This is a genomic window from Albidovulum salinarum (genome assembly GCF_025673475.1).
Lineage (GTDB): Bacteria > Pseudomonadota > Alphaproteobacteria > Rhodobacterales > Rhodobacteraceae > Albidovulum > Albidovulum salinarum.
In genome coordinates, this window is sequence record NZ_JAOVQO010000004.1 from 1 (window position 1) to 25,214 (window position 25,214).

Here is a 25,214-nt window from a genome sequence, read left to right on the forward strand (position 1 = left end):
TGTCATGACCATACGGCAGAAGATGCTCCGCCGGGATCCCCAGCTTCTCTCCAATCTCCATGATCGGACGCTTCTGCGCCTCGCGCGCAATCTCAATATCCGTCTTGAACGCCATCTTCTCTGTCTCTCCTTCGGGCCCGGGTCGGGACGTCGCCCCGGCTATAGCGGCGAGGGCCGATACGAAACGGACCGATTGCGACCAATCCTCCGCCGGAATCGCCAGCCGCGCTCCGCGTCTGTTTCTCATCGGAAACTTCGGCATGCAATGGGACACTTTGCGCCGTGGCGCGCCGCGGCCGGCTCAGCGCCTCAGCGTGAAGAAGAGCCGCCGGAACGGAAACAGGACCGAGCCATCGGACTCGACCGGATAGGCGGCAGCGAGCCCCTGGTCGTAACGGCGGATGAAATCCGCGGCCTCGGCGGCGCTCAGCGCGTCGAGATAGGGCCGCATCGCCGTCGACTGCGTGAAGCGGCGGACCGGATGACCTTCCGGTGCTGGGTCGAGTCGCTGAACGTAATCGGTTTCCCACACATCGACCCGGCCGAGTTCCGACAGCATGCGGTGATACTCGACCGGCGGTCCCACCGGCGCCTTCCAGGAGGCGAGATCGAAGCGGTCGGGGAACATCTCGGCGGCGAAGTCGCGCAGGAAGCGGTGCGACGGCGCGCCGTACTGGCGTGGCATCTGCACCGCGAGAACGCCCTTCGGCGCGAGGCAGGCCGCGAGCCGCGGCATGAGCACGTCGCGATCGGGCAACCAGTGCAGCGCGGCGTTGGAGAAGATGAGCGCCGGCGGCGTCTCCGGGGTCCACACCGCCGCGTCGGCCTCGATCAGCCGGTCGTAGCAGCCCGCGCCCCGTGCCGCCTTCAGCATCGCCGGCGAGGCGTCGACACCGTGGATCCGCCGGCGGTCGCCGAAGCGCGCGGCCAGCGCCGCGCCGGCGGCACCGCTGCCGCAGCCGAGGTCGACGATGTCGCCCGCAGGGAGGTCGCCGACCCGCGCCAGAAGGTCGAGCGCGGGTCTCAGGCGCAGGTCACCGAACTGCGCGTAGGCTTCGGGATTCCAGTCGCTGCGCCCTGGCATGGTGGCCTCCCTCGCGCGCGCCCCTCCCGCCGCCTCAGGCCGAGGGTTCCGGCTCCAGCCCGCCTTTCGGCTCCTTCGGCTTCTTCGTCTTCGGAATCGCCGTCAGGGACGGCACCGCGCTGCCCTTGTCGGAACTGTCATCCTCGTCGTCGCCGGTCTTCGGCGCATCGCCGCGGATCACCCGCATCATGTCCTCACCGGTCAGCGTCTCGTATTCCAGAAGCCCCTGGGCGAGGTTTTCCATCTCCTGCCAGTTGTCCTTGAGGATCGTCTTGGCCCGGTCATAGGCCTCGTCCACCAGCCGCCGAACCTCCTGATCGATGATCTCGCGGCTCTCCTCGGAGGCGTTGAAATGCGACTGGCTGCCGAGGAAGCTCTCCTGGGTCGAGGTGTAATTGATGTTGCCGAGCTTGTCGGACATGCCCCACTGGCTGACCATCGCGGTGGCGAGGTTGGTGACGTGCTGGATGTCCGAATAGGCGCCGTTGGTGACGTTCTCGGGACCGAAGACCAGTTCCTCCGCCGCCTTGCCGCCCATCGCCGAGGCGAGCTTCGACAGCGCCGCCTCGCGCGTCAGCGAGAGCTTGTCGCGCTCCGGCAGGTAGAAGGTCACGCCGAGCGCGCGGCCGCGCGGGATGATCGTCACCTTGTGAACCGGATCATGCTGCGGCACATGGATGCCGACGATCGCGTGGCCAGCCTCGTGATAGGCGGTCAGCTTCTTCTCGTCTTCGGTCATGACCATGGACCGCCGCTCGGGGCCCATCATGACCTTGTCCTTGGCCTTCTCGAAATCCTCCAGCGTGACGCGGTGCTTGCCCACGCGCGCGGCCAGAAGCGCCGCCTCGTTCACGAGGTTTGCAAGGTCGGCGCCCGAGAAACCGGGCGTGCCGCGGGCAATGATGCGCAGGTCGACATCGGCCGCGAGCGGCACCTTGCGGGCATGGACGGCGAGGATCTTCTCGCGGCCCTTGATGTCCGGGTTCGGCACCTGAACCTGGCGGTCGAAGCGGCCCGGACGCAGCAGCGCGGGATCGAGGACGTCGGGCCGGTTGGTGGCCGCGACGATGATGATGCCCTCGTTGGCCTCGAAGCCGTCCATCTCCACCAGAAGCTGGTTCAGCGTCTGCTCACGCTCGTCGTTGCCGCCGCCGTAGCCGACGCCGCGCGAGCGGCCGACCGCGTCGATCTCGTCGATGAAGACGATGCAGGGCGCGTTCTTCTTGGCCTGCTCGAACATGTCACGGACACGGCTCGCACCGACGCCCACGAACATCTCGACGAAGTCCGAGCCCGAGATGGTGAAGAACGGCACGCCCGCCTCGCCGGCGATGGCACGGGCGAGAAGCGTCTTGCCGGTGCCCGGAGGGCCGACCAGAAGCGCGCCCTTCGGGATCTTGCCGCCGAGACGCGAGAACTTTTGCGGGTTGCGCAGGAACTCGACGATCTCCTCGAGCTCCTCCTTGGCCTCGTCGATGCCGGCGACGTCGTCGAAGGTCACGCGGCCGTGCTTTTCGGTCAGGAGCTTCGCGCGCGACTTGCCGAAACCCATCGCACCGCCGCGACCACCGCCCTGCATCCGGTTCATGAAGAAGATCCAGATGCCGATGAGGACGAGGAACGGTAGCCACAGCGACAGCACCGAGAAGAAACCCGACTGCTGCTGGCGCTCGGCCTTCACGCTCACGCCCTTGGCGATCAGCGTGTCGATCAGGGTCTCGTTCAGGACCTCGCCCTCGGGCTTGATCGTCACCCAGTTCTGACCGTCGCGGGTCTGCACCTGCACCTGCTCGCCATCGATGACGACGGCACCGACCTCGCCGGAATCGACCTTCTGGATGAAGTCCGAATAGCTCAGCGTGCGCGAGTTCATCGTGGTCTGGCCGTTACCGAACAGGTTGAACAGCGCCAGGATCAACAAAAACAGCACGACCCAGAAGGCGATGTTTCTCGCGTTACCCAAGGGGAGATCCTCCAAACGAATTCCGACCGCGACGGCGGGCGGCGCGGACTTGCTTCTAAAATAGAGATATGCGGGCCGGGTTCAATGCGCGATGAGGAAAGAGCCGAAGCTTATGACGATTTCCGCCGTCCAGCCCTCAGCGCGCCCGGCCAGCGGCGCCGCGACGAGCGTGTCGCCGCGCCAGATCGCCGGCGTGACCACGAGCGCCGCGCGCGAATGCCCGGTTTCGCGCCAATCCGGGCATTGCGCGAGCCCTTCGGCGCCAAGTGCCCGCACGGTCAGACCGGATTCGTGCGGCCCCCGCATCCGCCAGCGGCCATCCCAGAGCCCGTCGGTTCCCGACTCGAGCCCGGCGATCGCTCTCGGTTCGCGGGTGACGGCGATCTCGTCCTCGGTGACCCGGATGCTGCACCCACCAAGCGTTACAGCGTTCAGGTCGCGAATCGCGCAGAGAACGCGGTCGACCGCTTCTGACCGTGGCGGATAGTCGGCCCGCGCCACCCAGAGCAGCGCGCCGACCAGAAAACGCCGCGCGACCTCGGGGGAAAGGCCGCGAAGAAAAACCTCGCGGGGGATGCGAACGGCGCCCGCCGCGGTCCGGGCATGGGCCGCGGCCGCCTCGGCCGTCACCTGCACCAGCGCCGCCCGCGCCTGCCCCAGCCGCTCGGCAACCGTGCAGAGCGTATCAGCGGTGATCCCGAGCGGCGCCAGCGCCTCGAGAACGCGGCGCGCCTTCACGCGGGTGAAGCGATCGTCACGATTCGACGGGTCCTCGACCCAGGAGGCGCCGCGCGCGGTAAGGACAGCGCGCAGGTCCCGGCGCGAGACGGCAAGGAGCGGCCGTGTCCAGCGGATGCCGCCCTCGATCCAGCTGCCGCGCATGCCGGAAAGCCCGTCGAGCCCGGCCTTGCGCGCCAGTTCCATGAGGAAGGTCTCGGCCTGATCGTCGGCGGTATGGCCGAGCGCGACATGCGAGAGCCCCCGCCCCCGCGCCCAGTCGCCGATGAGCCGGTAGCGCGCGCGCCGCGCCTGATCCTGCAAGTTGCCGTCGATGTCGCCGTGATCCCATACCAGCGTGTCATGGGCGACGCCAAGCCGCGTGCAGGTCTCGGCCACGAACCGCGCCTCCTCGGCGGCCTCGGGCCTCAGCCGGTGATCGACCGTCACCGCCGCGACTTTGGGACCGCCCTCGCGCGCCCAGTCCACCGCGAGATGGAGGAGCGCCATCGAATCGCCGCCCCCGGAAACGGCGACGCCGAGCCCGTCTGGCGGGCCCGGCGTGAATGCCTTTTCAAGGAAGTTCTGGAGGTCGCCCGCCGTCACTGGCAGCCGAGCGCCTGCATCGCGGTTGTCGCCTCGACCGCCTCGGGCGCGGTCGGGAAGCGCACGCCGACCTCGCCAAGCGTCACGCAGGCCTCCTGGGTCTGGCCCAGAAGCCCCAGAGAGGCGCCGAGCTTCAGGAGTGCTGCCGGGGCACGCGGCCCGTCGGGCTGGCCGGAGAAGGCCTGCAGATAGGCCCGCGCCGCGTTCGACGTGTCGCCCGCCTGGCGCAGCGCCTCGCCGCGCAGGTAGTGCGCCTCGCCGGTCAGGGGGCCGCCCGTATAGGCTTCGGTAAAGGTCGCAAACTGCTGAGCGGCGCCTTGAAAGTCACCGGAATCGAGCGCCGCCTTCGCCCGATCGAAATCCGCCTGTTCGCTGACCGCAAGCTCCGCCGAACCGCCGGTGCCCGGAACGGGCAGCGGGGTGACGGGCGTGGCCGGGGCCGCCGCGACGGCGCCGGCGGGCGCGCCTCCGAGGCTCTGGGTAATGGGCAGGTTGGCCGGGTCGCAGCCTTCCTCGAGCTCGCAGATCCGGAACTCGAGGTCGCCGATCCGGTTTGAGCCGTCGGCGACCACGCGGTTGACCTGGTTCTGCAGGGCTTCGGTCTGGGAGGTGAGCCGCGACAGCTCCGCCTCCATCGCGTTCATCCGGTCGAGCGCCGAGGCGCCGCCCGCGGCCTGCATCGCGGCGGCCCCGCCCGAGACGAGTTCGCCCCGGAGCGCCTGGATCTGCCCCGCGAGCGCCGAGAGTTCGGCCCGGATGTCGGCGAGCGTCTGCGCCCGGTCCTGGGCGAAGGCGGGGGCGGCGAGAACCGCCGCCGCCGCCAGGGAAGTCACGAACGACCGGATCATGCGCGCAGCCTCAGGCGCCCGCGCCGGCGCCGATCACCGTGACGGCGCGGCGGTTCTGCGAGTAGCAGGCCTCGTCCGAGCAGACGGCGAGCGGGCGTTCCTTGCCATAGGACACGGTCTGGAGCCGGTTGGCGGCGACGCCCTGCGCGATCAGGTACTGTTGCACCGCCGAGGCGCGGCGCGCGCCGAGCGCTAGGTTGTATTCGCGCGTACCCTGCTCGTCGGCATGGCCCTCGATGATGGCGGTCGCGGTCGCGTGCTGGTTCAGCCACGTGGCCTGGCTCGACAGCGTCGCCTGCGCCTCCGGCGTCAGCGTCGACTGGTCGACCGCGAAGAGCACCCGGTCGCCGATCCGCTGCTGGAAATAGGCCAGCGAGTTCGGGTCGTTCGGGTCGCCGAGGCCGCCCGCGGTGATGCCGCCCGCGCCGTAGCCGCCGGCGCCGCCCGCACCGCCCGCGCCACCAGCGCCGGCGCCGTAGCGGTCGGGGTTGTTACAGGCCGACAGCGCCAGCGCGCCAACGAGGAGAAGGAGGGAGGAGACTTTGTACATCGGGTTTACCGCCTTTGTTCTTGGCTCGATGGCCGCTACCATAACACTGTGTCTTGAACTTGGGAATCCGCCGTTCTCACGGCAGGAGCGGAGACCAGGCCGGGTCCGAAGCCGCCCCTTCCATCGGCACCTTGCGCAGGTTCCGCCCAGAGATGTCCACCGAATAAAGCTGCGCGGCGCCGCCCGCGCCAGAGGTCTCGCGGGTGAACATGATCACCCGCCCGTTCGGTGCCCAGGTCGGGCCCTCGTCGAGGAACGAGGCCGTGAGAAGCCGCTCCTCGCTGCCGTCGGTCCGCATAACGCCGATGTGGAAACGCCCGGCGTGCTGCTTGGTGAAGGCCACGAGGTCGCCGCGCGGCGACCAGACCGGCGTGCCGTAGCGGCCCTCGCCGAAGCTGATCCGCGTCGGCTCGCCGCCGCCCGCGGACATGACGTAGAGCTGCTGGTTCCCGGACCGGTCGCTTTCGAACACGATCTGGCTGCCGTCGGGCGAGAACGAGGGCGCGGTCTCGATCGAGGGCGCATTCGTGAGCTGGCTGACCTGGCCCGAGGAGAGCTGCATCGAATAGAGGTCGGTATTGCCGCCCTGCTCCAGCGAAAAGACCACGGTGCCGCCGTCCGGAGAGAAGCGCGGCGCGAAGGTCATGTTGCCGGAGAGTTCCGCGAGCGCACGCGAGGAGACGGTGGCGATGTCCATCAGCTTGATGCGCGGGAAGCCCGTCTCGAACGAGGTGTAGAGCACCCGGTCGCCGGCGGGAGAGAAACGCGGCGCGAGCACGATGGTGGACGAGTCCGTCAGGTACTGCACGTTGGCGCCGTCGTAATCCATGATCGCCAGCCGCTTCAGACGCTGGTCCTTCGGACCGCTTTCCGAGACATAGACGACGCGGCTGTCGAAATAGGCGCTTTCGCCGGTGATGCGGGCGTAGATCTGGTCCGCGACCTTGTGGGCGATGCGCCGCCAGTCGCCCTGACCGCCGCCGAACTGCAACCCGTCGCCGAGCGGCGCGTCGGAGAAGACGTCATAGAGCCGGAACTTGACGTTGATGCGCCCGTCCGACGTCGCCGCGACCGCACCGGTGACCAGCGCCTGGGCGTTGATCGCCTTCCAGTCGGCATAGGAGACCGGCGCATCGAAGCTCGTCACCTGGCTGATGAAGGCCGACGAGGGGATCTCTCGGAAGAGCCCGGTGCCGGCGAGGTCCGCCACGATGACCTCTGTCATCGCCGCCGCGACCTCGGCCGCGCCGGGGTTCTCGGCCACGAAGCTCGGCGCGGCGAAGGGCAAGGGCTCGATCATGCCCTCGTCGATGACGATCCTGAGCGGTTCGGCCGCCACCATCGGCGCGGCGATGCCGGCGAATGCGAGAGAGACGCAGAGGGTCCGGATGAAGGTCATGGCTTTCCCTTTTGCTAGGGGCGGATTCATGGTGTCGCGGCGCGGGGTCACTTCATCCTCATCTTTTCGGGATTGAAGACGATCTCGACCTCTTGCCACTGTTCGTATTTCTCGGCCGGCAACGGGAAGCCGTTCTGGCCGCAACGGATGATCGCGCGCCGGCCCGCCTCGTAGGCCTGCTGCGCGGAGGCCTCGGTGCCGCCTTCGAAGCCGATCATGCGGATCGATCCGGTCACGGGCTTGCCAGACTGCTCCATGGTGACGCCGACGGTCACGACGGTGCGCAACGCGTCCGTCGAAAGCGCGCCGACGTTCCAGCATTGCTTCACGGCGATCACCAACGCGTCCTTCTCGCCCCCGGTCATGGGCGGACCTGAGGGCGCGGTGCCGGTGCCCGGTGCCGGTTCCTCGGACGCCTCGCCCGCCAGCGCCTCGGCCAGCGCGTCGGCGACAGCGTCCTGCGAGGGGGCCTCCGGTTCGGGAGCCTCGGCCGCAGCGGTTTCGGTCGGGGTCGGCTCAGGCTCGGGCGCGGGTTCCGCCGCCGGTTCGGGCTCCGGCGCGGGCGCCGGTTTCTCGGGCTTGGTGCGGGGCCGGACGGAGGACGATGGCGCGGCCGAGGCGAGCTCGGTCTGGTCCTTGTTGGCCTCGGTCTCCAGCACCTCGCCGGCTTCCGGCGGGGCGGCGGCCTCGACGGGCTCCTCGGGGACAGCCTCCTCGGCCGGCTCGGGCGAGGTTTCCGTCACCGCCTCGGGGGCGGTGTCGACATTCTCGGCCGGCGCCTCGGTCGGGTCGGGCGCGACGCGCGGGGCGGCCTTGGGATCGGGCTGGATATCGGAGAGCTGGGTCTCCGCCGGGATCTCGGTCGGCGGCGCGGGCGGCGTCGGCGGCGTGTCCTCGACCACCGTCTCGGGCGGCGTGATCTCGGTCACGTCCGGCGCCGGATCGGGCTCGGGCTGCGGTTCGGGCGCGGGCTCGGGCTGCGGCTCGGGCTTCGGCTCGGGCTTCGGCGGCGGCGGGGTCGCCTCGGCGGGCTCGGGCAACGACGGCTGTGGCGGTGCTTCGGTCGCGGCTGTCGGCGCGGCGGCCTGCAGGGCGGCGAACTCGGCCGAGGACATCAGCGTCACTTCCGAAGTCTGCACCGGCGGCGGCAGGTCGTGGGAAAAGAAGATGCCGCCCAGGATGAGCCACAGGATCGCGCCGAGATGCGCGCCCCCTGAGACGATCATGCCTGTGCGTTCGGACCTCTCCATGGGCAGCGCCCTAGTTCCCCGCCTGCCCGCCCGACGCCTGGCCGTCGAAGCTCGGCCCCCCGGCATCGGTGACGAGCACGATATTGGCGAAGCCGCCCGAGTTCAGCGCGCCCATGACCTGCACGACCCGCTCGTAGGGGATCTTGCCGTCGGCGCGCAGATAGAGCTTGTCGTCGGTCCGCTCGGCCGAGATCGCCTGGAGCTTGCCGATGAGCTGGTCCTCGGCGATCGGCTCGTTCTGGATCGAGATCGTGCCGTCGTCCTGGACCGAGATCGTGAGCGGCTCCTCCTGCTCGGTCGCCACCGCCTGCGCGGCGGTCTTCGGCAGTTCCAAGGGGACGCCCACGGTCAGCAGCGGCGCCGCGACCATGAAGATGATCAAGAGCACCAGCATCACGTCCACGAAGGGCGTGACGTTGATCTCGCTCATCACGCCGGCCTTGCCGCGCCCGCCGCGGCGGCGGTGCCTGCCGCCGCCACCGCCCGATTTCATCACCCCCGCGCCCATCGGATCAGCCGTCCAGCTGGCGCGAGAGGATCGTGGCGAATTCGTCGGCGAAGGCCTCGTAGCCCGAGATGATCCGGTCGCTGTCGGTCGAGAGCTTGTTGTAGAAGATCACCGCCGGGATAGCCGCGACGAGGCCGAGCGCGGTGGCGACGAGCGCCTCCGCGATCCCCGGCGCGACGACCGCGAGCGAGGTGTTCTGGCTGATCGCGATCTGCTCGAAGGCGACCTTGATGCCCCAGACGGTGCCGAAGAGGCCGACGAATGGCGCGGTGGAGCCGACGGTAGCGAGGAACGGCAGGCCGCGCGTCAGGTTCTCGGTCGCCTTGACGATGGCGACATCCATCGATCGGTCGATCCGCGCCTGGGCGCCGGCGATCAGTTCACCGTCCTGCCGGTGCGAGCGGCGCCACTCGACCATACCGGAGGCGAAGATCTTCTCGGACGCCCCGTCGGGCTGCGAGCCGATCTTCTCGAAAAGCTCGTCCAGAGGCTCGCCCGACCAGAAGGCGCGGTCGAAAACCGCCGCCTCCTGCCGCGCCTGGCGGAAGGAGATGAACTTCTGAACGATGATCGACCACGACCAGAAGCTGGCCACGGTCAGCATGATCATCACCAGCTGGACGATGAAGGAGGCGCGCCAGAACAGCGCAAGCAAGGAGAAGTCCATCTCCTGCGCGAGGGCAAGGGTTTCGGTTTCCATGGGTCTCTGCTCGCCGGTTGGGCCACGTTTTCGCGGCTCTCTTACATTTGATTCTATCCGGGTTTTAGAGGGAATGCCAACACAACCGCGTCAGACCGTGCCGCAATCGCGCTCCCCGGCCGGCTTCAGTGCAGCGCGACCCCGAGCAGGCGGCGGATTTCCGCCGGAAACCGCGCGGGCTGGCCGGTCTCGGTCAGGCACACGAGCGTCACCACGGCATGAAACAGCCGTTCCGCCCCACGCGACACCACCTGTTCGAGCATCAGCCGCGCGCCCGTCGTGCCCTGCATCCGCGTGGTCACGACCAGCTCGTCGTCGAAGGTCGCCGGGCGCAGGTAGTCCGCCTCGATCCGGCGCACCGCGAAGACGATCCCGGTCTCGTCCCTGAGCCGGCCCTGGTCGATGCCGAGCCCGCGCACCCATTCGGTGCGGGCACGTTCGATGAACTTCAGGTAGTTGGCGTAGTAGACGATGCCGGCGAGGTCGGTGTCCTCGTAATAGACGCGGATCGGGAAATCGTGGCTCATCGTCAAGGTCCCGTGGCGGCAGAATGCCTTCGACCTAGCGCGGGCGCGTGTCATCCGCAAGACACCCCGATCCGCGCCTTCCCGCCCATTTTGCGATCGCGACTTGGCAGGACCGCGCCGTTTCTGTAGCCAAGGTCAAGGGCCGGAGCGAGCGTTCGGCCCCTCGGCTGCGCAATGTGGGGGAACCAAATGACGCGATCGGTTATCGAGGAGGACCTCATCATCGAGGGCAACGTCGCCTCGAAGGAGGGCGATGTCGAGGTCAAGGGCCGCGTCTCGGGCGATATCGCCTCGCGCTCGGTCGAGATCCATACCGGCGGCGAGGTCAAGGGCTCGATCTCGGCCGAGACGGTGCGCATCCAGGGCAAGCAGTCGGGCAGCATCAACTGCACCGAGCTGTCGCTTGACCAGCACGCGGAGGTGAAGGCCGACGTGACCGCCCAGACGCTCAGCTCCGAAAAGGGCGCCCGGCTCGTCGGCAAGGTGCAGATCACCGGCGGCTGAGCCGCCCGACGCCGATTGCCCGATCACCGGCCCCGTGGTGTAATCGCCGCGGGAGGACTTCCGATGCAGGACACCGATCCGGCGGCCGGCGCGAATGCCGGCCAGGCCGAATTCTGGAACGCGGCGCCGGGCCAGAAATGGGCGCGCCACCGCGACCGGCTCGACGCCCTCTTCGCAGAGATCACCGAGATGCTGCTCGCGCGGGCGGCGATCGCGCCGGGCGAGTCGGTGCTCGACATCGGCTGCGGCGCTGGTGCGACGACGCTGGTCGCTGCCGACCACGCAGGCCCGTCCGGCCGGGTCGAGGGCGTCGACATCTCTGAGACGCTGCTCGACGAAGCGCGGGCCCGCGCGGCCGGGCGCGACACCGTCAGCTTCCGCCTCGCCGACGCCCAGACCCATGCCTTCCCGCCCGGGGCGTTCGACCTCGTCCTGTCGCGCTTCGGCTGCATGTTCTTCGCCGATCCGGTGGCGGCCCACGCCAATATCGGCCGCGCCCTGCGTCCCGGCGGACGGGCGGTGCTGATGAGCTGGGACGCGGCCGAGCGCAATCCCTGGAGCCACCTGTCGCGCGCCGCAGCGGTCGCCCGGCTCGGCCCGGTGCCGGTCGACGGCCCGCGCGTGCCCGGCCAGTTCGCTTTCGCCGAACTCGGCTATGTCGAGGATATCCTCACCGCCGCCGGCTTTACCGGGATCACCAGCGCGACGCTCGACACGCACCTGCGCGCCGGCGCCACGACAGCCGAGGCCGCCGAGCTTGCCACGCTGATCGGACCGGTGTCACGGATCATGGCCGAGCATGGCGGCACCGAGGACGACAGGCTCGCGATAGCAGCCGAGCTCGCGCGCGCCCTCTCGCCCTTCGCGGGACCGGGCGGGGTCAGCGTCCCGGCCCGGGTCAACCTCTTCACCGCGACCTGGCCCTGAGCCTCAGCCAATCCGGGCGGCAAGCCGCAAGGCATGGCTCGGATCGCGCGCCACCTCGGGCATGGCCGGATCGTAGGCCGCGCGAATGGCGGCAGCGATTTCAGGGCCGAGAAACACCGTTCCTCCGGCCTGCGCCAGCGGCGAGCGGTCGCGGAAGGCGCGATCCGACCAAAGCAGGATCACCTGCGCCGCAAGCGAGAGCGCCAGCGTCTCGGCGGGCACCTGCGACAGCGCTGCATCCATGCGCAGGAAAGCGATGCAGGCACGGATCGCGCCGCCCTCCTCGAAACGGAAATGCCGGTACTGGTTCGCGCCCTCCGCGTCGAGACGTGCGACGAGCGGCCCCAGCCCCTCGACCAGCCGGTCGAGGTCCGGCACGTCCAGAAGCTCCGCCCAGTCTCGGAAGAAGAAGACCATCAGGTTGGCGCCCTGCTCGGGATCGGTCTCGGCCATCCGGTGGCCGGCGAGCGTCACGACCGCCTCGACCGCACCCTTGACGGTGGCGAGTGTCGCATCATCGACGCCGAACACAACCGGCGCGATCGGCCGGCCCCAGCGGGCGAACAGGTACTCCCCCGTGTTCCGGGTGAAGAGCGTCTCGATTTCCTCTGGCCGCACGGTCCCGCCTTCGTCTTGCTGCCTATGTCGTGGCGGAAGGCTTATGAGGTTTGACCGCGGCCCTCAACCCTCGCCGGCTCTCCGCCCGTCCGTGAAAGGCAGCCTCCGGGTGGCGGTTCACTTGCCGAAAAGCTCGCCCTGGCCAGGCGCTTTTGGCACCGCGAGGCCGAGATGCGCCCAGGCTTTCGCCGCCAACATCCGGCCGCGCGGGGTGCGCTGGATCAGCCCCTGCTGCAGGAGATAGGGCTCGATCACCTCCTCGATCGCATCACGGCTTTCGCTGAGCGCGGCCGAGATCGTCTCGACCCCGACCGGGCCGCCGCCGTAGTTCTCGGCGATCAGCCCGAGATAGCGCCGGTCCGCCCCGTCGAGCCCGAGGTGGTCGACCCCGAGCCGGGTCAGCGCGCCGTCCGCAATCTCCCGCGTGAGCCGTCCGTCGCCCTCGACGAGCGCGAAATCGACCACGCGACGCAGGAGCCGCCCGGCGATCCGCGGCGTGCCGCGCGCGCGTTTCGCGATCTCGCGCGTGCCCTCGGATTCGGCGGAAATGCCCATGAGGCGCGCGCCCCGCGACACGATATGGTCGAGCTCGTCGACCGTGTAGAACTGGAGCCGCGTCGGGATGCCGAAACGATCCCGCAGCGGCGTCGTCAGCAACCCGAGCCGGGTCGTGGCGCCGACGAGCGTGAAGGGTTGAAGCTCGATCCGGACCGTCCGGGCCGCCGGCCCCTCGCCGATCACGAGGTCAAGCTCGAAATCCTCCATCGCCGGGTAGAGCACCTCCTCGACGACCGGGTTGAGCCGGTGGATCTCGTCGATGAAGAGGACGTCGCGCGCCTCGAGGTTGGTGAGGATCGCGGCGAGGTCGCCGGCGCGCGCGAGGACCGGGCCGGAGGTCATGCGGAAATTGACGCCGAGCTCCTTGGCCATGATCTGCGCGAGCGTCGTCTTGCCGAGGCCGGGAGGGCCGTGGAAGAGCGTGTGGTCCATCGCCTCGCCGCGCATCCGGGCGCTTTCGATAAAGACGCGCAGGTTGGCCCGCGCCTCGGCCTGGCCGACGAACTCGGTCAGCGCCTGGGGCCGCATCGCGCGGTCAGCATCCCCGGGCTGGGGCGCGGCACGGAGCGTGGGATCGGGATCCATGCCTTACCCTTTCGGTGCGAGGAGCCGTAGGCTCGCCCGGATAAGCGCCGGAGCGGCGGCCGAGCCGTCTGCACCCGCCGCCTCGGCGACGGCGGCCGCGGCCTCGCCCTGGCCGTAGCCGAGATTGATCAGCGCCGAGAGGGCGTCGGCGGTCGCGCTTGCCGTTTGGGCCGGCGCCGGTTGTGCCACCTTACGCGCAGCAGGCGCCTCGATCACCGCGTCATCGGGTGCTGCGATCCCGACATCGACGGTCAGCGCGCCGCCGAGCGCCATGACCGCCGGCGCCTTGTCCTTCAGCTCCATCACCACGCGTTGCGCGAGCTTCGGACCGACGCCGGGCGCGGCCTTGATCGCCGACCAGTCGCCGAGCGCGATGGCGCGGCCGACGCCCTCGGCTCCGAGCGTGCCGAGGATCGCCATCGAGGCCTTGGCGCCGACCCCCTGCACCGTGGTCAAGAGCCGGTGCCACTCCTTCTCCAGAAGCGTCGGGAAGCCGAAAAGCTGCAGGAGGTCCTCGCGCACCAGAAGCTCGGTATAGAGCGCGCAGGCCTCGCCCGCGGGCGGCAGCGCGGCGGCGGTGCGTTGCGAGACATGGACGACATAGCCGACGCCGCGCACGTCGATCAGGACGTGGTCGGACGCCCGGTGCAGGATCACCCCGGCAATCCGCCCGATCATGCCACGCCCCGCATCGCCGCGGCCATGCGGCCCGCGCTCTGGAGGTGGTGGGCATGGCAGATCGCGATCGCCAGCGCGTCTGCCGCATCGGCGCCCGCAAGCTCCACCCCCGGCAGCTGGTAGCGCACCATATGGGCGATCTGGCCCTTGTCGGCATGGCCGACACCGACCACCGCCTTCTTCACCGCGTTCGGGGAATACTCACCGACCGCGAGCCCCGCCTGCGCCGGCACCAGCATGGCGATGCCGCGCGCCTGGCCGAGCTTCAGCGTGCCCGCGCCGTCCTTGTTGACGAAGGTCTGCTCCACCGCCGCGGCGTCCGGGGCATGCTCCGCGACGATCCGGGTCAACGCCGCGTGCAGCGAGAGAAGCCGTGCCGCGAGGTCCGTGCCTTCGGAATGGATGACGCCGTTGGCGACGTGGCTGAGTCGCGATCCCACCGCCTCGATCACCCCCCAGCCGAGGTTCCGTAGGCCCGGATCGATCCCGAGAACGCGCATCTGCCCCTCATCTGTTGCTTTTTTCCCACGACTAGCACGAAACGCGAACATCGCAAAGGGAGAATGTCGCGACCCTGCCCGCACTGGATGCACCCGCGCCGAGGCTTAAAATCGACATCACGTCGACCGGAATCGACGCATTTTGTGCTTGCAGAAACGGTTTCTTTACAGGAAGTTATCAGATTTATGACCCATGCAATGCGTGCATGTCGGCCCTGCAGCGGCGTCTATTGCTGCAGCTGCACACGAGGTCTATTTCCAGTCTCGAACGCGGGATCCTCACGGTGAGGTCCGCGATATCGAGGAAACGACCATGGCTGTCTACGAAGCCCACCGCCCCGTCACCGGCACGTCCGGCATCTTCAACCTCTTCGTCGCGACCGTCGCGGCGTGGAACGACGCGCGCGTCACCCGCAATGCGCTGTCCAAGCTCTCGGACCGCGAGTTGGACGATATCGGCCTCTGCCGCGGTGACATCGACGCGATCGCGATGCGCGGCTGAACCGCCGCCTGACGTTCTGCGTGCGACGGATGTCGCCAAAGGCCGTGCCGGGAAGCTCCCGACACGGCCTTTCTTTTTTTGACGACTTTTGTCGTTCCTGCTCAGTTAAGATACTTGCCGATTTGTGCGGCCGTGGTGATCGTGAGCGGATCGGCCTGTAGGACATAGGCGCCGATCTGGTCCGCAATCCCGCCCGCCTTGAGTGCCGCGATGCGTTCGCCGTAGGCCTCCGCCCCGATCGAGGCATAGACGGTCGACTTCAGCGCGACGATTGTAAGCAGCACGAGCACGAACGGCGCGAATAGTCCGCGCCGAAGCCGGCGCGGGCGCTGCTGCTCGCTGAAAAAAGATCGTCCAAGCGTTCCCTGGGCTTCGAACCCGCCGCCCGCCTGGCGGATACGTTCGATGCGCCCGAGACGGCCGTTGAAATTCGCCATGTTCCGATCGACCATGCCGATCCTCCAACACTTGCGCGCCCCCGATCCGACAAGGATTGGGAAAAAATGCGGCGTAAATGCGGCGGGGCGCGCGTCTATTTAATTTGTCGCCGTTTTAGAACCAATGTCGCCCATTCGGCGATTTCGTCGCGCGAAACGAGAACAAAGCCGGCGGTTTTGTAGGCGGCGATGACCTCGTCGGCCTGTGTCGTCAGCAGTCCCGACAGAATCGCATAGCCGTCCGGAGCGATCGCCGACGCCATCTCCGGCGCCAGCTGGATCAGCGGCCCCTTGAGGATATTGGCGAAGACCAGATCGTAGGGCGCCCTTGCCGCGAGCTCGGGGTGATCGAATCCCGCCGCCTCGACGCAGGTGACGCGATCGCCGAGGCCGTTCGCCTCGACATTGGCCTTTGCGACCTCGACCGCGACGGCATCGATGTCGGAGGCGATGACCGGCTCCGGCCAGATCGACGCCGCGGCCATGGCGAGGACCGCGGTGCCGCAGCCGATATCGGCAACGCGGCGGCCGCGGAATCCGGCCCGGTCGAGCCGGTCGAGCGCCAGGAGGCAGCCCTTGGTGGTGCCGTGATGGCCGGTGCCGAAGGCCATCGCGGCCTCGATCAGAAGCGCCACGCGGTCCGCCGGCACGCGCTCGGCGTCGTGGCTGCCGTAGACGAAGAAGCGCCCGGCTTCCACGGGCTGCAGTTCACGCTTCACGTGGGCGACCCAGTCGGTCTGCGGCACTTCCGACACGACGAAGGGCTTGGCGCCGTAGATCGCCGCCAGCAGCGCCAGCTCGATCGCGTCCGGCTCTTCCTCGAAATAGACGCCGACCTCGAAATCGCCCGAACCGTCCTCGATCTCGAACACGCCGATTCCGGTCGGTTCCGGCAGAAAGTTCTCCATCGCTTCAGCGAGCGCCTCGGCAGGTTCTTTGGCCGGCAGGGTCGTGAGGGCGGAATAGGTGGGCATGGCGTCCTCCCGGGGCGCATCGCGGTCGGGCGGGCCTTAGTCCGGGCCGGAACCGGCGTCAAGGCACGGCCGAAGCGCCGGGAGGTTTCCCGCCGCATCGGCTGCAAGCACCTCTTCACGCGTTCGTGACTTGATTTCGTACATAGTAAGATTAGAAATATTATATGACTTACAATGTAAGTCTAACGTTTCGAAGGAGATGACAATGCCCGCCCTCAAGTGCCTTTTCCTTTCGCTTTCGATCAGTGCCGTTGCCGCGGCACTCCCGGCGTCGCTGCGTGCCGAGGATGCCGCCCAGACGGCGCGCGACGAGATCGCCGCCGCCTTCGGCGCGGTGCCGACCTTCATCAACCAGGTGCCGGACGCGGCTCTGCCCGGCCTTTGGACCGAGCTCAAGATGCTCGAAATGTCGGATGAGACAGCGCTCGACACCAAGACCAAGGCGCTGATCTCGCTCGCCGTGGCCTCGCAGATCCCCTGCGATTACTGCATCTGGATGGACACCAACACCGCGCGACAGGCCGGCGCCACCGACCAGGAGATCGGCGAGGCCGTCGCGATGGCCGGCATGACCCGCAACTGGAGCACGATCTTTCACGGGCTGCAGGTTGACTTCGACACGTTCAAGAAAGAGCTTGGCGGCAGCTGACCGCCCCGCCGCCCGACCCGGCGTTCCCAGGGGTGCGCCGGGTCCATTGCCATTCGGGATGACGACATGACCGAGCCGACCGCGAAAAAGCCGCGCGGCAAGCGCCAGCCGCTCAGCGCCGAGCGGATCGCCGAGGAGGCGATGAAACTCATCGACGAGGCCGGGCTCGACGGGTTCAGCTTCCGCAATCTCGCGGCCCGGCTCGGCTGCCAGGCAATGAGCCTTTACCATTACTATCCGTCCAAGGCGCATCTCTTCGAGGCACTGATCGACCTCTGCATCGCCGAGACGCCGCTACCGGATCCGGGCCTCAACTGGCGGGACCGTATCTACGAGATCGGGCAGGCCTATCGCCGGACGGCGCTGCGCCATCCCGGCTTCTTCCTCTACTTCGTCACCTTCCGCATGAACAACGCCTCGGGCCTGCGGCACATAGACGGGATCGTGCGGGTGTTCGAGGCCAGCGGCCTCGACACCGAGGCCTGCGCCCGGCATTTCCGTACCATCGGCTACTACCTCATGGGCGCGGGAATCGACGAGGCGCTCGGCTACGCGCATGGCCCGAGCGCCGTCGAGCCGGTTCCGCCCGACGAGGCGCGCGCGGCCTACCCTGCGATCATGGCAGTGGGCCGCTACTTCGGGGCGGAACATCACAAGGCGATGTACGACCACGGCCTCAATGTCCTCCTTGACCGGATGGAGGAAGAGGCCGAGGCGCAGCACAGGACACGCGCCCGAGAGTGACCCTCAGGCTCAGATCGGGCGCGCCGGGACGCCCGCGACCCGCACACCGGCCGGAACGTCGCGCGCCACGACCGCCCCCGCCGCGACGATCGCGCCGTCGCCGATAGTGACGCCGGGCAGGAGGATCGCGCCGCCGCCGATCCAGACATCGGCCCCGATGCTGACCGGCAGCGCCCGCTCGATCCCCTCCCGCCGCTTTGAAGGGTCGCGGTGGTGATCGGCGCAGTAGATCTGCACGCCCGGCCCGAGCATCGAATGCGCCCCGATGGAAACCGGCGCCGAATCCAGCACCACGCAGCCGGCATTGAGATAGGCCCGTTCGCCGAGGCGGATATTGAACCCGTAGGAGCAATGGAACGGCGCCTCGATCCAGCAATCCCGGCCCATCGCGATCAACCTCGCCAACAGCGGCCCGCAGGCACCGCGTCCATCCGGCTCCATCGTCGCGTGTTCATGGCAGGCCCGCCGCGCGGCACGGCGCAGTTCCGCATATTCCGCGCCGAGGCACGAATACCATTCCCCGCTTGCCATGATCTCGCGCGGCGACCGGGCCATGCTCAGGCCGCAGTCGCAATCGTCGCGTTCGGATTCCGTCCGAAATGGGCGCGCAGCATGGGACACTCCTATTCCGCAGCGGCGGCGACGGCCTCCGTCCGGTTCAGCGACCGAATATAGCGCCAGGCGAGGAAAGCCGCCACGCCGCCGCCGATCACATTGGCGAGCGCGTTCGCCCAGATCACGCCGACCGCGCCGGTGGCGGCCGTGAAGGCCACGCCCAGGGGCAGCATCAGCACGCCGTCGCGAAACCAGTTGGCGCCGGTGGACCACAGCGGCCGCGCGAGGTTGTTGAAGGTCGCGTTGGCGACGAAGAGCGCCCCGGTGAAGATGAAGGCGCCGGCGGCGTAATGTGTGAAGGCGCGCACGATCGCCTCGCCCTCCGACGAGAGGCCGAACGACGCGACGATCGGTCCCGTCAGCCCCGCCATCAGCGCCCAGGTGACCATCGTGTAGACGGCACAGAACTTCAGCGCCGCCCAGTAGGCGCCCGCCACCCGGTCCGGCCGCCCGGCGCCGTAATTCTGGCCGATGATGCCGCCAATTGCGCCCGAAAGTGCGAAGATGCCACCGAAGGCGAGGATCGTGAGCCGCATGACGACGCCCCAGCCAGCCACCGCGCTCTCGCCGAACTCGGCCACCTCGCGGGTCAGGATCCAGCTGCCGAAGGGGGCCGAGACCTGGGTGGCGACGGCCGGCAGCGCGATCGCGAGATAGGGGCGCAGGAAGGTCCGGATATCCTCGCGCGCCGGGCGCGCCAGCAGGTCGTGGACCCGGATCACGAAGAATAGCCCGAGGCCGCACATCGCGGCCCTCGCCGCGAAGATCGACGCGCCCGCCCCGGCGACACCCCAGCCTGACCAGACGATGAGCACCGGATCGAGCACCGCCGCGACCGCCCCGGCGACCATCGTCACCGCCATCGAGCGCCAGGCATCGCCCGCCGCGCGCAAGATCGACGACGACACGATCCCCGCCGCCATCAGCGGCATCGACGGCAGCGTGATGCCGAGGAAGGTCCGCGCGTGGTCCATGACCGCGCCCTCGGCCCCGGTCGCCGCGAGAAGCGGTTCTCGGAAGACCCAGATCAGGGCCGCCAGCGTCGCCTGCACCGCCACGGTCAGGAGGACCGCGACCGTCGCGATCCGCCGCGCACGAGAAGCCTCGCCCTGCCCGATCGTGCGCGACACCAGCGCCACGGCCCCGATCATCATGCCGATGCCGACCGAGATCACCACGAACTGGATCGTCCCGGCCATGCCCACGGCCGCGATCATCGCCTCGTCGCCGAGCCGCGAGATCCACCAGAGTGCCAGAAAGTCGATGAGGAAAGTGAAGGACAGCCCCAGCGCCCCGGAAAGCGCCATTACCACGACATGCCGCATCAGGCTGCCGGTGACGAACCTGCCGCGCTCCACCCTCATTCCGCCACCAGCGGCAGGCCGCGCGAAAAGATCGTCTCGTTGCCCGGCTCCGGGTGACGCGGGATCAGGAGCGCGAGCAGGAGCGAGATGCCGGCCATCGCCGCCGCGAGGCCGAAGACCGCGCCGGGCGAGATCACCCAGAGGTAGCCCAAGGCCGCCGGCAGGAAGACCGCCGCGATATGGTTGATGGTGAAGGCAACGGCCGCCGTCGGCGCGATGTCGCCGGGATCGGCGATCTTCTGGAAATAGGTCTTCAGCGCGAAGGCGAGCGAGAAGAAGAGGTGGTCGATGACATAGAGCGCCGCCGCCAGCACGACGCCCCAGCCGAACCAATAGAGCCCGCCGTAGGCGAGAAAGACGAGCATCAGCCCGCCATGCTCGACGACCAGCGCCGCGCGCTCCCCGAACTTCGCCACCGCATGGCCCATGAAGGGCGCCGCAATCATGTTGACGAGGTAGTTGATGAGGAAGAGTGCCGTGACCTCATGCACCTCGAAGCCGAAGCGCTCGACCATCATGAAGGCGGCGAAGACGACGAAGATCTGCCGCCGGGCGCCGGCCATGAACTGCATGACGTAGTAGAGCCAGTAGCGCTTCCTCAGCACGAAATGCTTGAGCTGCGGGTCCGGCGCCTCGAACTGCGGATAGGCGAAGGCGGCGAAGACCGCGATGGCGAGCGTCAGCCCGCCGGAGGCGAGGTAGACGAGGTTGTAGCTCAGATCGAAGGCCTTCCAGGTCACCACGATCAGCCCGTAGGCCACCATCGAGGCGCCCGAGCCGATGGCGACGATCCAGCCGATCGTCTGCGGCGCCCGTTTCTTGTCGATCCACTGGAGCTGCAGCGACTGGTTGACCGTCTCGAAATAGTGGAACCCGATCGAGGACAGGAGCGTGATCGTCAGGATCCCGCCCAAGGTCGGGAACCACGCCGTGACCGCCGTCGCCGCGCCGAGGAGCCCGAGCGCCAGAAGCGCCAGCACCTGCTCGCGCAGCACCCACAAAAGGACGATCACGCCGATGGCGAGAAATCCCGGGATCTCGCGCACCGTGTGTAGCCAGCCGATCTCGACCCCGGAGAAACCTGCCGCCTCCTTGACGAAATTGTTGAGAAGCGCCGACCAGGTCGAAAACGCGATCGGCATCGCCGCCGCCATCAGGAACAGCAGGAACGCCGGCTGGCGCCAGCGTGGCAGGGACTTGGCCTCGGCGAGCGGGACGAGCTTCATGACCCGCCAATACGCGCGCCCTGGCGAAAAGAAAAGTACCGCGGCGCGCGGCCCCTGTGCACCTACGCGGACACCCGTCCTTCACGTCTCCGTGATCGTACCGGCGGCACGGGATGGATTTCGCCCCCGCCGCGTCATTGCCTCAGGTGTCCCCGCGACGGGCGCCCCAACCAGGCCCGATCCCCGGGCCGAGAGGAGAGACCGATGACCATCCGTTCGCCCCGCTTCCCCCTCACCCTCGCCGCCCTGCTGATCGCCGGCACCGCCGCCGTCGCCGAGACCGGCATCAAGACCGGCGAGAGCACACTCGGCGCGGTCCTGACCAATGCCGATGGCATGACGCTCTACACCTTCGACAAGGACGAGGGCGGCGCCTCGGCCTGCTACGACGACTGCGCCACCAACTGGCCGCCGCTGATGGCCGCCGAAGGTGCCGCCGCCGAGGGCGACTACGGCCTGACCGAACGGACCGACGGCACGATGCAGTGGACCTACAAGGGCATGCCGCTCTACACCTGGGTCAAGGATGCCGCCCCGGGCGACGTGACCGGCGACGGCGTCAAGGAAGTCTGGCACGCCGCCAAACCCTGATCGGACACGCGATGAGCCTTCTGGACGAGATCGAGGCCGCCATCCCGGGCTTGCGCCGCTACGCGCATGCGCTGATGCGGGACCGCGACGCGGCCGAGGATCTCGTCCAGGACTGTCTCGAACGGGCGCTCGCCCGGCGCCACCACTGGCGCGGCGACGGCCCGGTCCGGGCCTGGATGTTCCGCATCCTCCTGAACATCCACCGCGACGGGGTCCGGCGGTCACAGGGCCGCCACCTCGTCGCGGTGGAGACGCTGCCGGCGGAGCCCTCGGGCCCTGCCCGGCAGGAGGCGCACATGGACTTGCGCGAAGTGCAGGCGGCGATCGCCCGCCTGCCCGCCGACCAGCGCCGGGCGCTTCTTCTCGTCGCGCTCGAGGGCATGAGCCTCGCCGAGGCCGCCAGTATCCTTGACATCCCCGAAGGCACGCTCGTCTCGCGGCTCGGCCGGGCGCGGGCCACGTTGCGCGAGATGACCGGCCGCGCCGGGCCGCGACCCGCGAAGAAGGAGGGCAGGACATGACCGGTCCGGAACCGATCCTCGAAGAAGACCTCATCGCCTTCCACTCCGGTGCCCTGACCGACGCGGCCCGCAGCGCGCTCGCCGCCCGCATCGCCGCCGATCCCGCGGCACAGGCAACGCTCGCCGAATGGGACCGCCAGGACGCGGCCCTCGCGGCCCTCTACGGCCCCGTGGCCGAGGAGCCCTTGCCCGCGCCCCTCCGCGCCCGGCTCGCCGCCGCCGCCGAGACGCCGGCGCGCCGCCACCCCGCCCATGCGCTCGCCGCCGCCCTCGCGCTCCTCGCCATCGGCGCCGCCTCCGGCTGGTTCGCCGCCCGCTCCACCCAGCCCGACGCCCCCGCCTTCAGCCTCGCCGACAGCGCGCTTCGCGCCCATGTCACCTATGTCGCCGAGATCGCACATCCGGTCGAGGTTGCCTCCGACCAGGCCGACCACCTCGTGCAATGGCTCTCCAAACGCCTCGGCCACCCGGTCAAGGCCCCCGATTTCGCCGCCGAGGGCTTCCGCCTGATGGGCGGCCGGCTCCTGCCCGGCGACACGAGCCCCGCGGCCCTCTTCATGTACGAGGACGACACCGGGCGCCGCCTCACCCTCCATGTCCTGCCCGAGGGCGGCGCGGAGAACAGCGCCTTCCAGTTCCTCTCCTCCGGCGCCGCGCCGGGCTTCTACTGGCACGATGCCGGTCTCAGCTACGCCGTGATCGGCGACATCGACCGCGACCGGCTCCGCGCCATCGCGCTCGCTGCCTACGACCAGCTGATCTGAACTGGCCGCGACACACGCATCCGGCTTCTTCTTTTCACAAATATCCCGGGGGTCCGGGGGCAGCGCCCCCGGCGCCTCAGTAGAAGCTCTGCGGGTCGATGTCGATCGCGAGCCTGAGATTGTTCGGCACCCGCAACTGCCCGACCCACTCCGCCAAAGCCGCCTGCAACGCCACCCCCTTCGCCGCCTTCACCAGAAGCCGCACCCTGTGCCGCCCCCTGACCCGCGCCACCGGCGCCGGCGCCGGGCCGAAGACCTGCGCCCCGATCCGCCTCAGCGGCGCGTCACGGCGCGCAAGCTCGGCGCCGAAGTCGAAGACCGTCTGAACGTCGGGCGACGACAGCACGATCCCGGCGAGCCTGCCATAGGGCGGCATCCCCGCCGCCTGCCGCTCGCCTGCCTCGGCCTGCCAGAACGCCTCCTCGTCACCCGAAAGGATCGCCCGGATCACCGCGTGGTCCGGCTGGCAGGTCTGCAGCATCGCCACGCCCGGCCGCGCCCCCCGGCCCGCCCGGCCCGAGACCTGGCGCATGAGCTGGAAGGTCCGCTCCGCCGCCCTCAGATCCGACCCTTGCAGCCCGAGATCGGCATCGATCACGCCGATAAGCGTCAGCAAGGGAAAGTTGTGACCCTTGGCCACCAGTTGCGTTCCGATGATGATGTCGGCCCCGCCGCCCGCGATCTCGGCGATCTTCTCCTTCAGCGCGCGGGCCGAGCCGAAGAGGTCCGACGAGAGCACCGCCACCCGCGCCTCCGGGAATCGTTCCGCCACCTCCTCGGCGAGCCGCTCCACCCCCGGCCCCACCGGCGCGAGCCGCCCCTCGACGCCGCAGGAGGGGCAGGCCGCGGGCATCGGCTTTGTCTCGCCGCACTGGTGGCAGACGAGGCGCTTCAGGAACCGGTGCTCGACCATCCGCGCGTCGCAATGCTCGCAGCCGATCTGGTGGCCGCAGGCGCGGCAGATCGTGACCGGCGCATAGCCGCGTCGGTTGAGGAACAGCAATGCCTGCTCCCCGGCCGCGATCCGCGCCGTCACCGCCCGGACCAGCGTCGGCCCGATCCAGCGGTTGGGCTCCAGCGCCTCGGCGCGCATGTCGACCGCCATGAGTTCCGGCATCTCCGCCACGCCGAAGCGCGAGGTGAGGTCGATGCGCGCATACTTGCCCGCCTCGGCATTGGCCCAGGTCTCGAGACAGGGCGTCGCCGAGGCCAGCACCACCTGCGCGTCGCAAAAGGATGCCCTCAGCACCGCCATGTCGCGGGCATTGTAGAGCACCCCGTCCTCCTGCTTGTAGGAGGTGTCGTGCTCCTCATCGACGACGATGAGCCCGAGATCACGGAAGGGCAGAAAGAGCGCCGAGCGCGCGCCGACGACCAGACCGACACCGCCCTCGCCCGCCATCCGCCAGAGCCGCCGCCGCTCGGTCTGGGTCACGCCGGAATGCCACTCGCCGGGCATCGCGCCGAACCGCGCCTCGACGCGCGTCAGGAACTCCGCCGTCAGCGCGATTTCCGGCAGCAGCACCAGCGCCTGCCGGCCCGCCCGCAGGCATTCGGCCACCGCCTCCAGATAGACCTCGGTCTTGCCCGAGCCGGTCACGCCCTTCAGGAGCGTCGTCCCGTAGCGCCCGGCACGGATGCCCGCGCAGAGCCGCCCCGCCGCCGCCGCCTGATCGTCCGCCAGCGCCTTGCCCTGAAGATCGGGATCGAGAGACGGATAGGGCAGGTCGCGCGGCGCCTCTTCCTCAGCCACCGCACCCTGCTTCACCAGCCCCTTCACAACGCCCGAGGACACCCCGGCAAGCCCGGCCAACTCGCCGAGCGTGAAGGCCGCCCCACCATATTCGTCGAGCACATCGAGCACCCGCCCCCGCGCCTCGGTCATCCGGTCGGGCTCGGCCCAGCCCTTGCGGTAGACCCGGCGCGGCCCCGGCGGATCGGCAAGACCGGGTGCACGGGTCGCGAGCCGCAGCATCGCCGGCATCGGCGTCAGCGTGTAGTCGGCCACGCGGACCAGGAAGGCTCGCATCGCCTCGCTCATCGGCGCCGCATCGAGAACCCGCGTCACCGGGCGCACCTTGGCTAGGTCATAGCCGCCCTCGCCCGCCCCCCAGACCACGCCGAGAACCCGGCGCGGGCCCAAAGGCACCTCGACGAAGGCGCCGAGAAAGCAGCCCCCCTCCGGCGCGCGGTAGTCGAGCGCGCGGCCCAAAGGCTCGGTCGTCAGCACCGAAACCAGCGCGCCGCCGTCAAAGAAGGAGAGATCAGCCAAGCCGCCCCCCGATGACGGGTTCCGGCCCGGCCG

At 69.1% G+C, this 25,214-nt stretch carries 29 protein-coding genes; 8 read left to right on the top strand and 21 right to left on the bottom strand.

The annotated features are described in order from the left end of the window. From OEZ60_RS04820 to ybgC, 11 genes are all read right to left on the bottom strand, one after another. A partial coding sequence (locus tag OEZ60_RS04820; protein ID WP_263334203.1) for a formate--tetrahydrofolate ligase occupies positions 1–115 on the bottom strand: 115 nt, incomplete at its 3' end. A gap of 186 nt (positions 116–301) precedes the next feature. Further along, positions 302–1,084: a methyltransferase domain-containing protein gene (locus OEZ60_RS04825; protein ID WP_263333774.1), complete on the bottom strand. Its 783-nt coding sequence runs from the start codon at positions 1,082–1,084 to the stop codon at positions 302–304. 34 nt (positions 1,085–1,118) lie between these two features. Then, complete coding sequence (gene ftsH, locus OEZ60_RS04830) at positions 1,119–3,047, bottom strand: ATP-dependent zinc metalloprotease FtsH (RefSeq protein ID WP_263333776.1); 1,929 nt, start codon at positions 3,045–3,047, stop codon at positions 1,119–1,121. 81 nt (positions 3,048–3,128) lie between these two features. Beyond that, positions 3,129–4,370, bottom strand: coding sequence for a tRNA lysidine(34) synthetase TilS (tilS, locus tag OEZ60_RS04835; protein WP_263333777.1), 1,242 nt, complete (start codon positions 4,368–4,370; stop codon positions 3,129–3,131). Then, positions 4,367–5,218: a tol-pal system protein YbgF gene (gene ybgF / locus OEZ60_RS04840; protein ID WP_263333779.1), complete on the bottom strand. Its 852-nt coding sequence runs from the start codon at positions 5,216–5,218 to the stop codon at positions 4,367–4,369. Before ybgF ends, tilS begins: the two co-directional genes overlap by 4 nt. Before the next feature lie 10 nt (positions 5,219–5,228). Next, positions 5,229–5,768, bottom strand: a complete 540-nt coding sequence (gene pal / locus OEZ60_RS04845) for a peptidoglycan-associated lipoprotein Pal (protein ID WP_263333781.1) — start codon at positions 5,766–5,768, stop codon at positions 5,229–5,231. Positions 5,769–5,844: 76 nt separating this feature from the next. After that, on the bottom strand, positions 5,845–7,167 hold the full coding sequence (tolB, locus tag OEZ60_RS04850; RefSeq protein WP_263333782.1) for a Tol-Pal system beta propeller repeat protein TolB: 1,323 nt from the start codon (positions 7,165–7,167) through the stop codon (positions 5,845–5,847). 47 nt (positions 7,168–7,214) lie between these two features. Beyond that, positions 7,215–8,417: a hypothetical protein gene (locus tag OEZ60_RS04855; protein WP_263333785.1), complete on the bottom strand. Its 1,203-nt coding sequence runs from the start codon at positions 8,415–8,417 to the stop codon at positions 7,215–7,217. 10 nt (positions 8,418–8,427) lie between these two features. Then, positions 8,428–8,925, bottom strand: coding sequence for a protein TolR (tolR, locus tag OEZ60_RS04860; protein ID WP_263333786.1), 498 nt, complete (start codon positions 8,923–8,925; stop codon positions 8,428–8,430). A gap of 4 nt (positions 8,926–8,929) precedes the next feature. Beyond that, entirely contained in the window at positions 8,930–9,625 is a 696-nt protein-coding gene (gene tolQ / locus OEZ60_RS04865) for a protein TolQ (RefSeq protein WP_263333789.1), read from the bottom strand. A 125-nt stretch (positions 9,626–9,750) separates the two neighbouring features. After that, on the bottom strand, positions 9,751–10,152 hold the full coding sequence (ybgC, locus tag OEZ60_RS04870; RefSeq protein ID WP_263333791.1) for a tol-pal system-associated acyl-CoA thioesterase: 402 nt from the start codon (positions 10,150–10,152) through the stop codon (positions 9,751–9,753). Between the two features lie 189 nt (positions 10,153–10,341). Here ybgC and OEZ60_RS04875 point away from each other — a divergent pair, with 189 nt between their 5' ends. Both OEZ60_RS04875 and OEZ60_RS04880 read left to right on the top strand, forming a co-directional pair. Further along, on the top strand, positions 10,342–10,656 hold the full coding sequence (locus tag OEZ60_RS04875) for a bactofilin family protein (RefSeq protein WP_263333793.1): 315 nt from the start codon (positions 10,342–10,344) through the stop codon (positions 10,654–10,656). 63 nt (positions 10,657–10,719) lie between these two features. Further along, positions 10,720–11,583 carry a class I SAM-dependent methyltransferase gene (locus OEZ60_RS04880; RefSeq protein ID WP_263333795.1) on the top strand — a complete coding sequence of 288 codons (864 nt, stop codon included), beginning with the start codon at positions 10,720–10,722 and terminating at the stop codon, positions 11,581–11,583. A 3-nt stretch (positions 11,584–11,586) separates the two neighbouring features. On the opposite strand, the gene OEZ60_RS04885 is transcribed toward OEZ60_RS04880, so the two are convergent. The 4 genes from OEZ60_RS04885 to ruvC form a co-directional block, all read right to left on the bottom strand. After that, positions 11,587–12,201 carry a hypothetical protein gene (locus OEZ60_RS04885; protein WP_263333796.1) on the bottom strand — a complete coding sequence of 205 codons (615 nt, stop codon included), beginning with the start codon at positions 12,199–12,201 and terminating at the stop codon, positions 11,587–11,589. Between the two features lie 117 nt (positions 12,202–12,318). Next, positions 12,319–13,344 (bottom strand): Holliday junction branch migration DNA helicase RuvB, encoded by a 1,026-nt coding sequence (gene ruvB / locus OEZ60_RS04890; protein ID WP_263333798.1) that lies wholly within the window; start codon positions 13,342–13,344, stop codon positions 12,319–12,321. A gap of 3 nt (positions 13,345–13,347) precedes the next feature. Continuing rightward, complete coding sequence (gene ruvA, locus OEZ60_RS04895) at positions 13,348–14,022, bottom strand: Holliday junction branch migration protein RuvA (RefSeq protein WP_263333800.1); 675 nt, start codon at positions 14,020–14,022, stop codon at positions 13,348–13,350. Beyond that, on the bottom strand, positions 14,019–14,522 hold the full coding sequence (gene ruvC / locus OEZ60_RS04900; protein WP_263333802.1) for a crossover junction endodeoxyribonuclease RuvC: 504 nt from the start codon (positions 14,520–14,522) through the stop codon (positions 14,019–14,021). The genes ruvA and ruvC overlap by 4 nt, the downstream gene beginning before the upstream one ends. A gap of 313 nt (positions 14,523–14,835) precedes the next feature. On the opposite strand from ruvC, the gene OEZ60_RS04905 reads away from it, so the two are divergent. After that, complete coding sequence (locus OEZ60_RS04905) at positions 14,836–15,024, top strand: DUF1127 domain-containing protein (RefSeq protein ID WP_263333804.1); 189 nt, start codon at positions 14,836–14,838, stop codon at positions 15,022–15,024. A gap of 101 nt (positions 15,025–15,125) precedes the next feature. On the opposite strand, the gene OEZ60_RS04910 is transcribed toward OEZ60_RS04905, so the two are convergent. Both OEZ60_RS04910 and OEZ60_RS04915 read right to left on the bottom strand, forming a co-directional pair. Further along, on the bottom strand, positions 15,126–15,476 hold the full coding sequence (locus OEZ60_RS04910) for a hypothetical protein (protein ID WP_263333805.1): 351 nt from the start codon (positions 15,474–15,476) through the stop codon (positions 15,126–15,128). An 80-nt stretch (positions 15,477–15,556) separates the two neighbouring features. Further along, a complete protein-coding gene (locus tag OEZ60_RS04915; protein WP_263333807.1) occupies positions 15,557–16,435 on the bottom strand; it encodes a 50S ribosomal protein L11 methyltransferase in 879 nt (292 codons plus the stop codon). 205 nt (positions 16,436–16,640) lie between these two features. Here OEZ60_RS04915 and OEZ60_RS04920 point away from each other — a divergent pair, with 205 nt between their 5' ends. Together OEZ60_RS04920 and OEZ60_RS04925 are read left to right on the top strand one after the other, a co-directional pair. Beyond that, positions 16,641–17,084, top strand: coding sequence for a carboxymuconolactone decarboxylase family protein (locus tag OEZ60_RS04920; protein ID WP_263333808.1), 444 nt, complete (start codon positions 16,641–16,643; stop codon positions 17,082–17,084). Positions 17,085–17,150: 66 nt separating this feature from the next. Then, positions 17,151–17,828 carry a TetR/AcrR family transcriptional regulator gene (locus tag OEZ60_RS04925; protein ID WP_263333810.1) on the top strand — a complete coding sequence of 226 codons (678 nt, stop codon included), beginning with the start codon at positions 17,151–17,153 and terminating at the stop codon, positions 17,826–17,828. 9 nt (positions 17,829–17,837) lie between these two features. Here OEZ60_RS04925 and OEZ60_RS04930 read toward each other — a convergent pair whose 3' ends face one another. From OEZ60_RS04930 to OEZ60_RS04940, 3 genes are all read right to left on the bottom strand, one after another. Further along, positions 17,838–18,383 carry a sugar O-acetyltransferase gene (locus OEZ60_RS04930; protein WP_263333812.1) on the bottom strand — a complete coding sequence of 182 codons (546 nt, stop codon included), beginning with the start codon at positions 18,381–18,383 and terminating at the stop codon, positions 17,838–17,840. Positions 18,384–18,451: 68 nt separating this feature from the next. Next, positions 18,452–19,807 carry an MATE family efflux transporter gene (locus OEZ60_RS04935; protein WP_263333814.1) on the bottom strand — a complete coding sequence of 452 codons (1,356 nt, stop codon included), beginning with the start codon at positions 19,805–19,807 and terminating at the stop codon, positions 18,452–18,454. Further along, positions 19,804–21,033: an MFS transporter gene (locus OEZ60_RS04940; RefSeq protein WP_263333816.1), complete on the bottom strand. Its 1,230-nt coding sequence runs from the start codon at positions 21,031–21,033 to the stop codon at positions 19,804–19,806. Before OEZ60_RS04940 ends, OEZ60_RS04935 begins: the two co-directional genes overlap by 4 nt. A gap of 204 nt (positions 21,034–21,237) precedes the next feature. Between OEZ60_RS04940 and OEZ60_RS04945 the strand changes: the two genes are divergently transcribed. From OEZ60_RS04945 to OEZ60_RS04955, 3 genes are read left to right on the top strand one after another with little or no spacing between them, the layout of a single operon-like run. Beyond that, a complete protein-coding gene (locus OEZ60_RS04945; protein ID WP_263333817.1) occupies positions 21,238–21,624 on the top strand; it encodes a COG4315 family predicted lipoprotein in 387 nt (128 codons plus the stop codon). Positions 21,625–21,635: 11 nt separating this feature from the next. Continuing rightward, positions 21,636–22,145 carry a sigma-70 family RNA polymerase sigma factor gene (locus OEZ60_RS04950; protein ID WP_263333819.1) on the top strand — a complete coding sequence of 170 codons (510 nt, stop codon included), beginning with the start codon at positions 21,636–21,638 and terminating at the stop codon, positions 22,143–22,145. Continuing rightward, a complete protein-coding gene (locus OEZ60_RS04955) occupies positions 22,142–22,909 on the top strand; it encodes an anti-sigma factor family protein (protein ID WP_263333821.1) in 768 nt (255 codons plus the stop codon). The genes OEZ60_RS04950 and OEZ60_RS04955 overlap by 4 nt, the downstream gene beginning before the upstream one ends. Before the next feature lie 76 nt (positions 22,910–22,985). On the opposite strand, the gene OEZ60_RS04960 is transcribed toward OEZ60_RS04955, so the two are convergent. Next, positions 22,986–25,181, bottom strand: a complete 2,196-nt coding sequence (locus OEZ60_RS04960; protein WP_263333823.1) for a primosomal protein N' — start codon at positions 25,179–25,181, stop codon at positions 22,986–22,988. Positions 25,182–25,214: the final 33 nt, after the last annotated feature.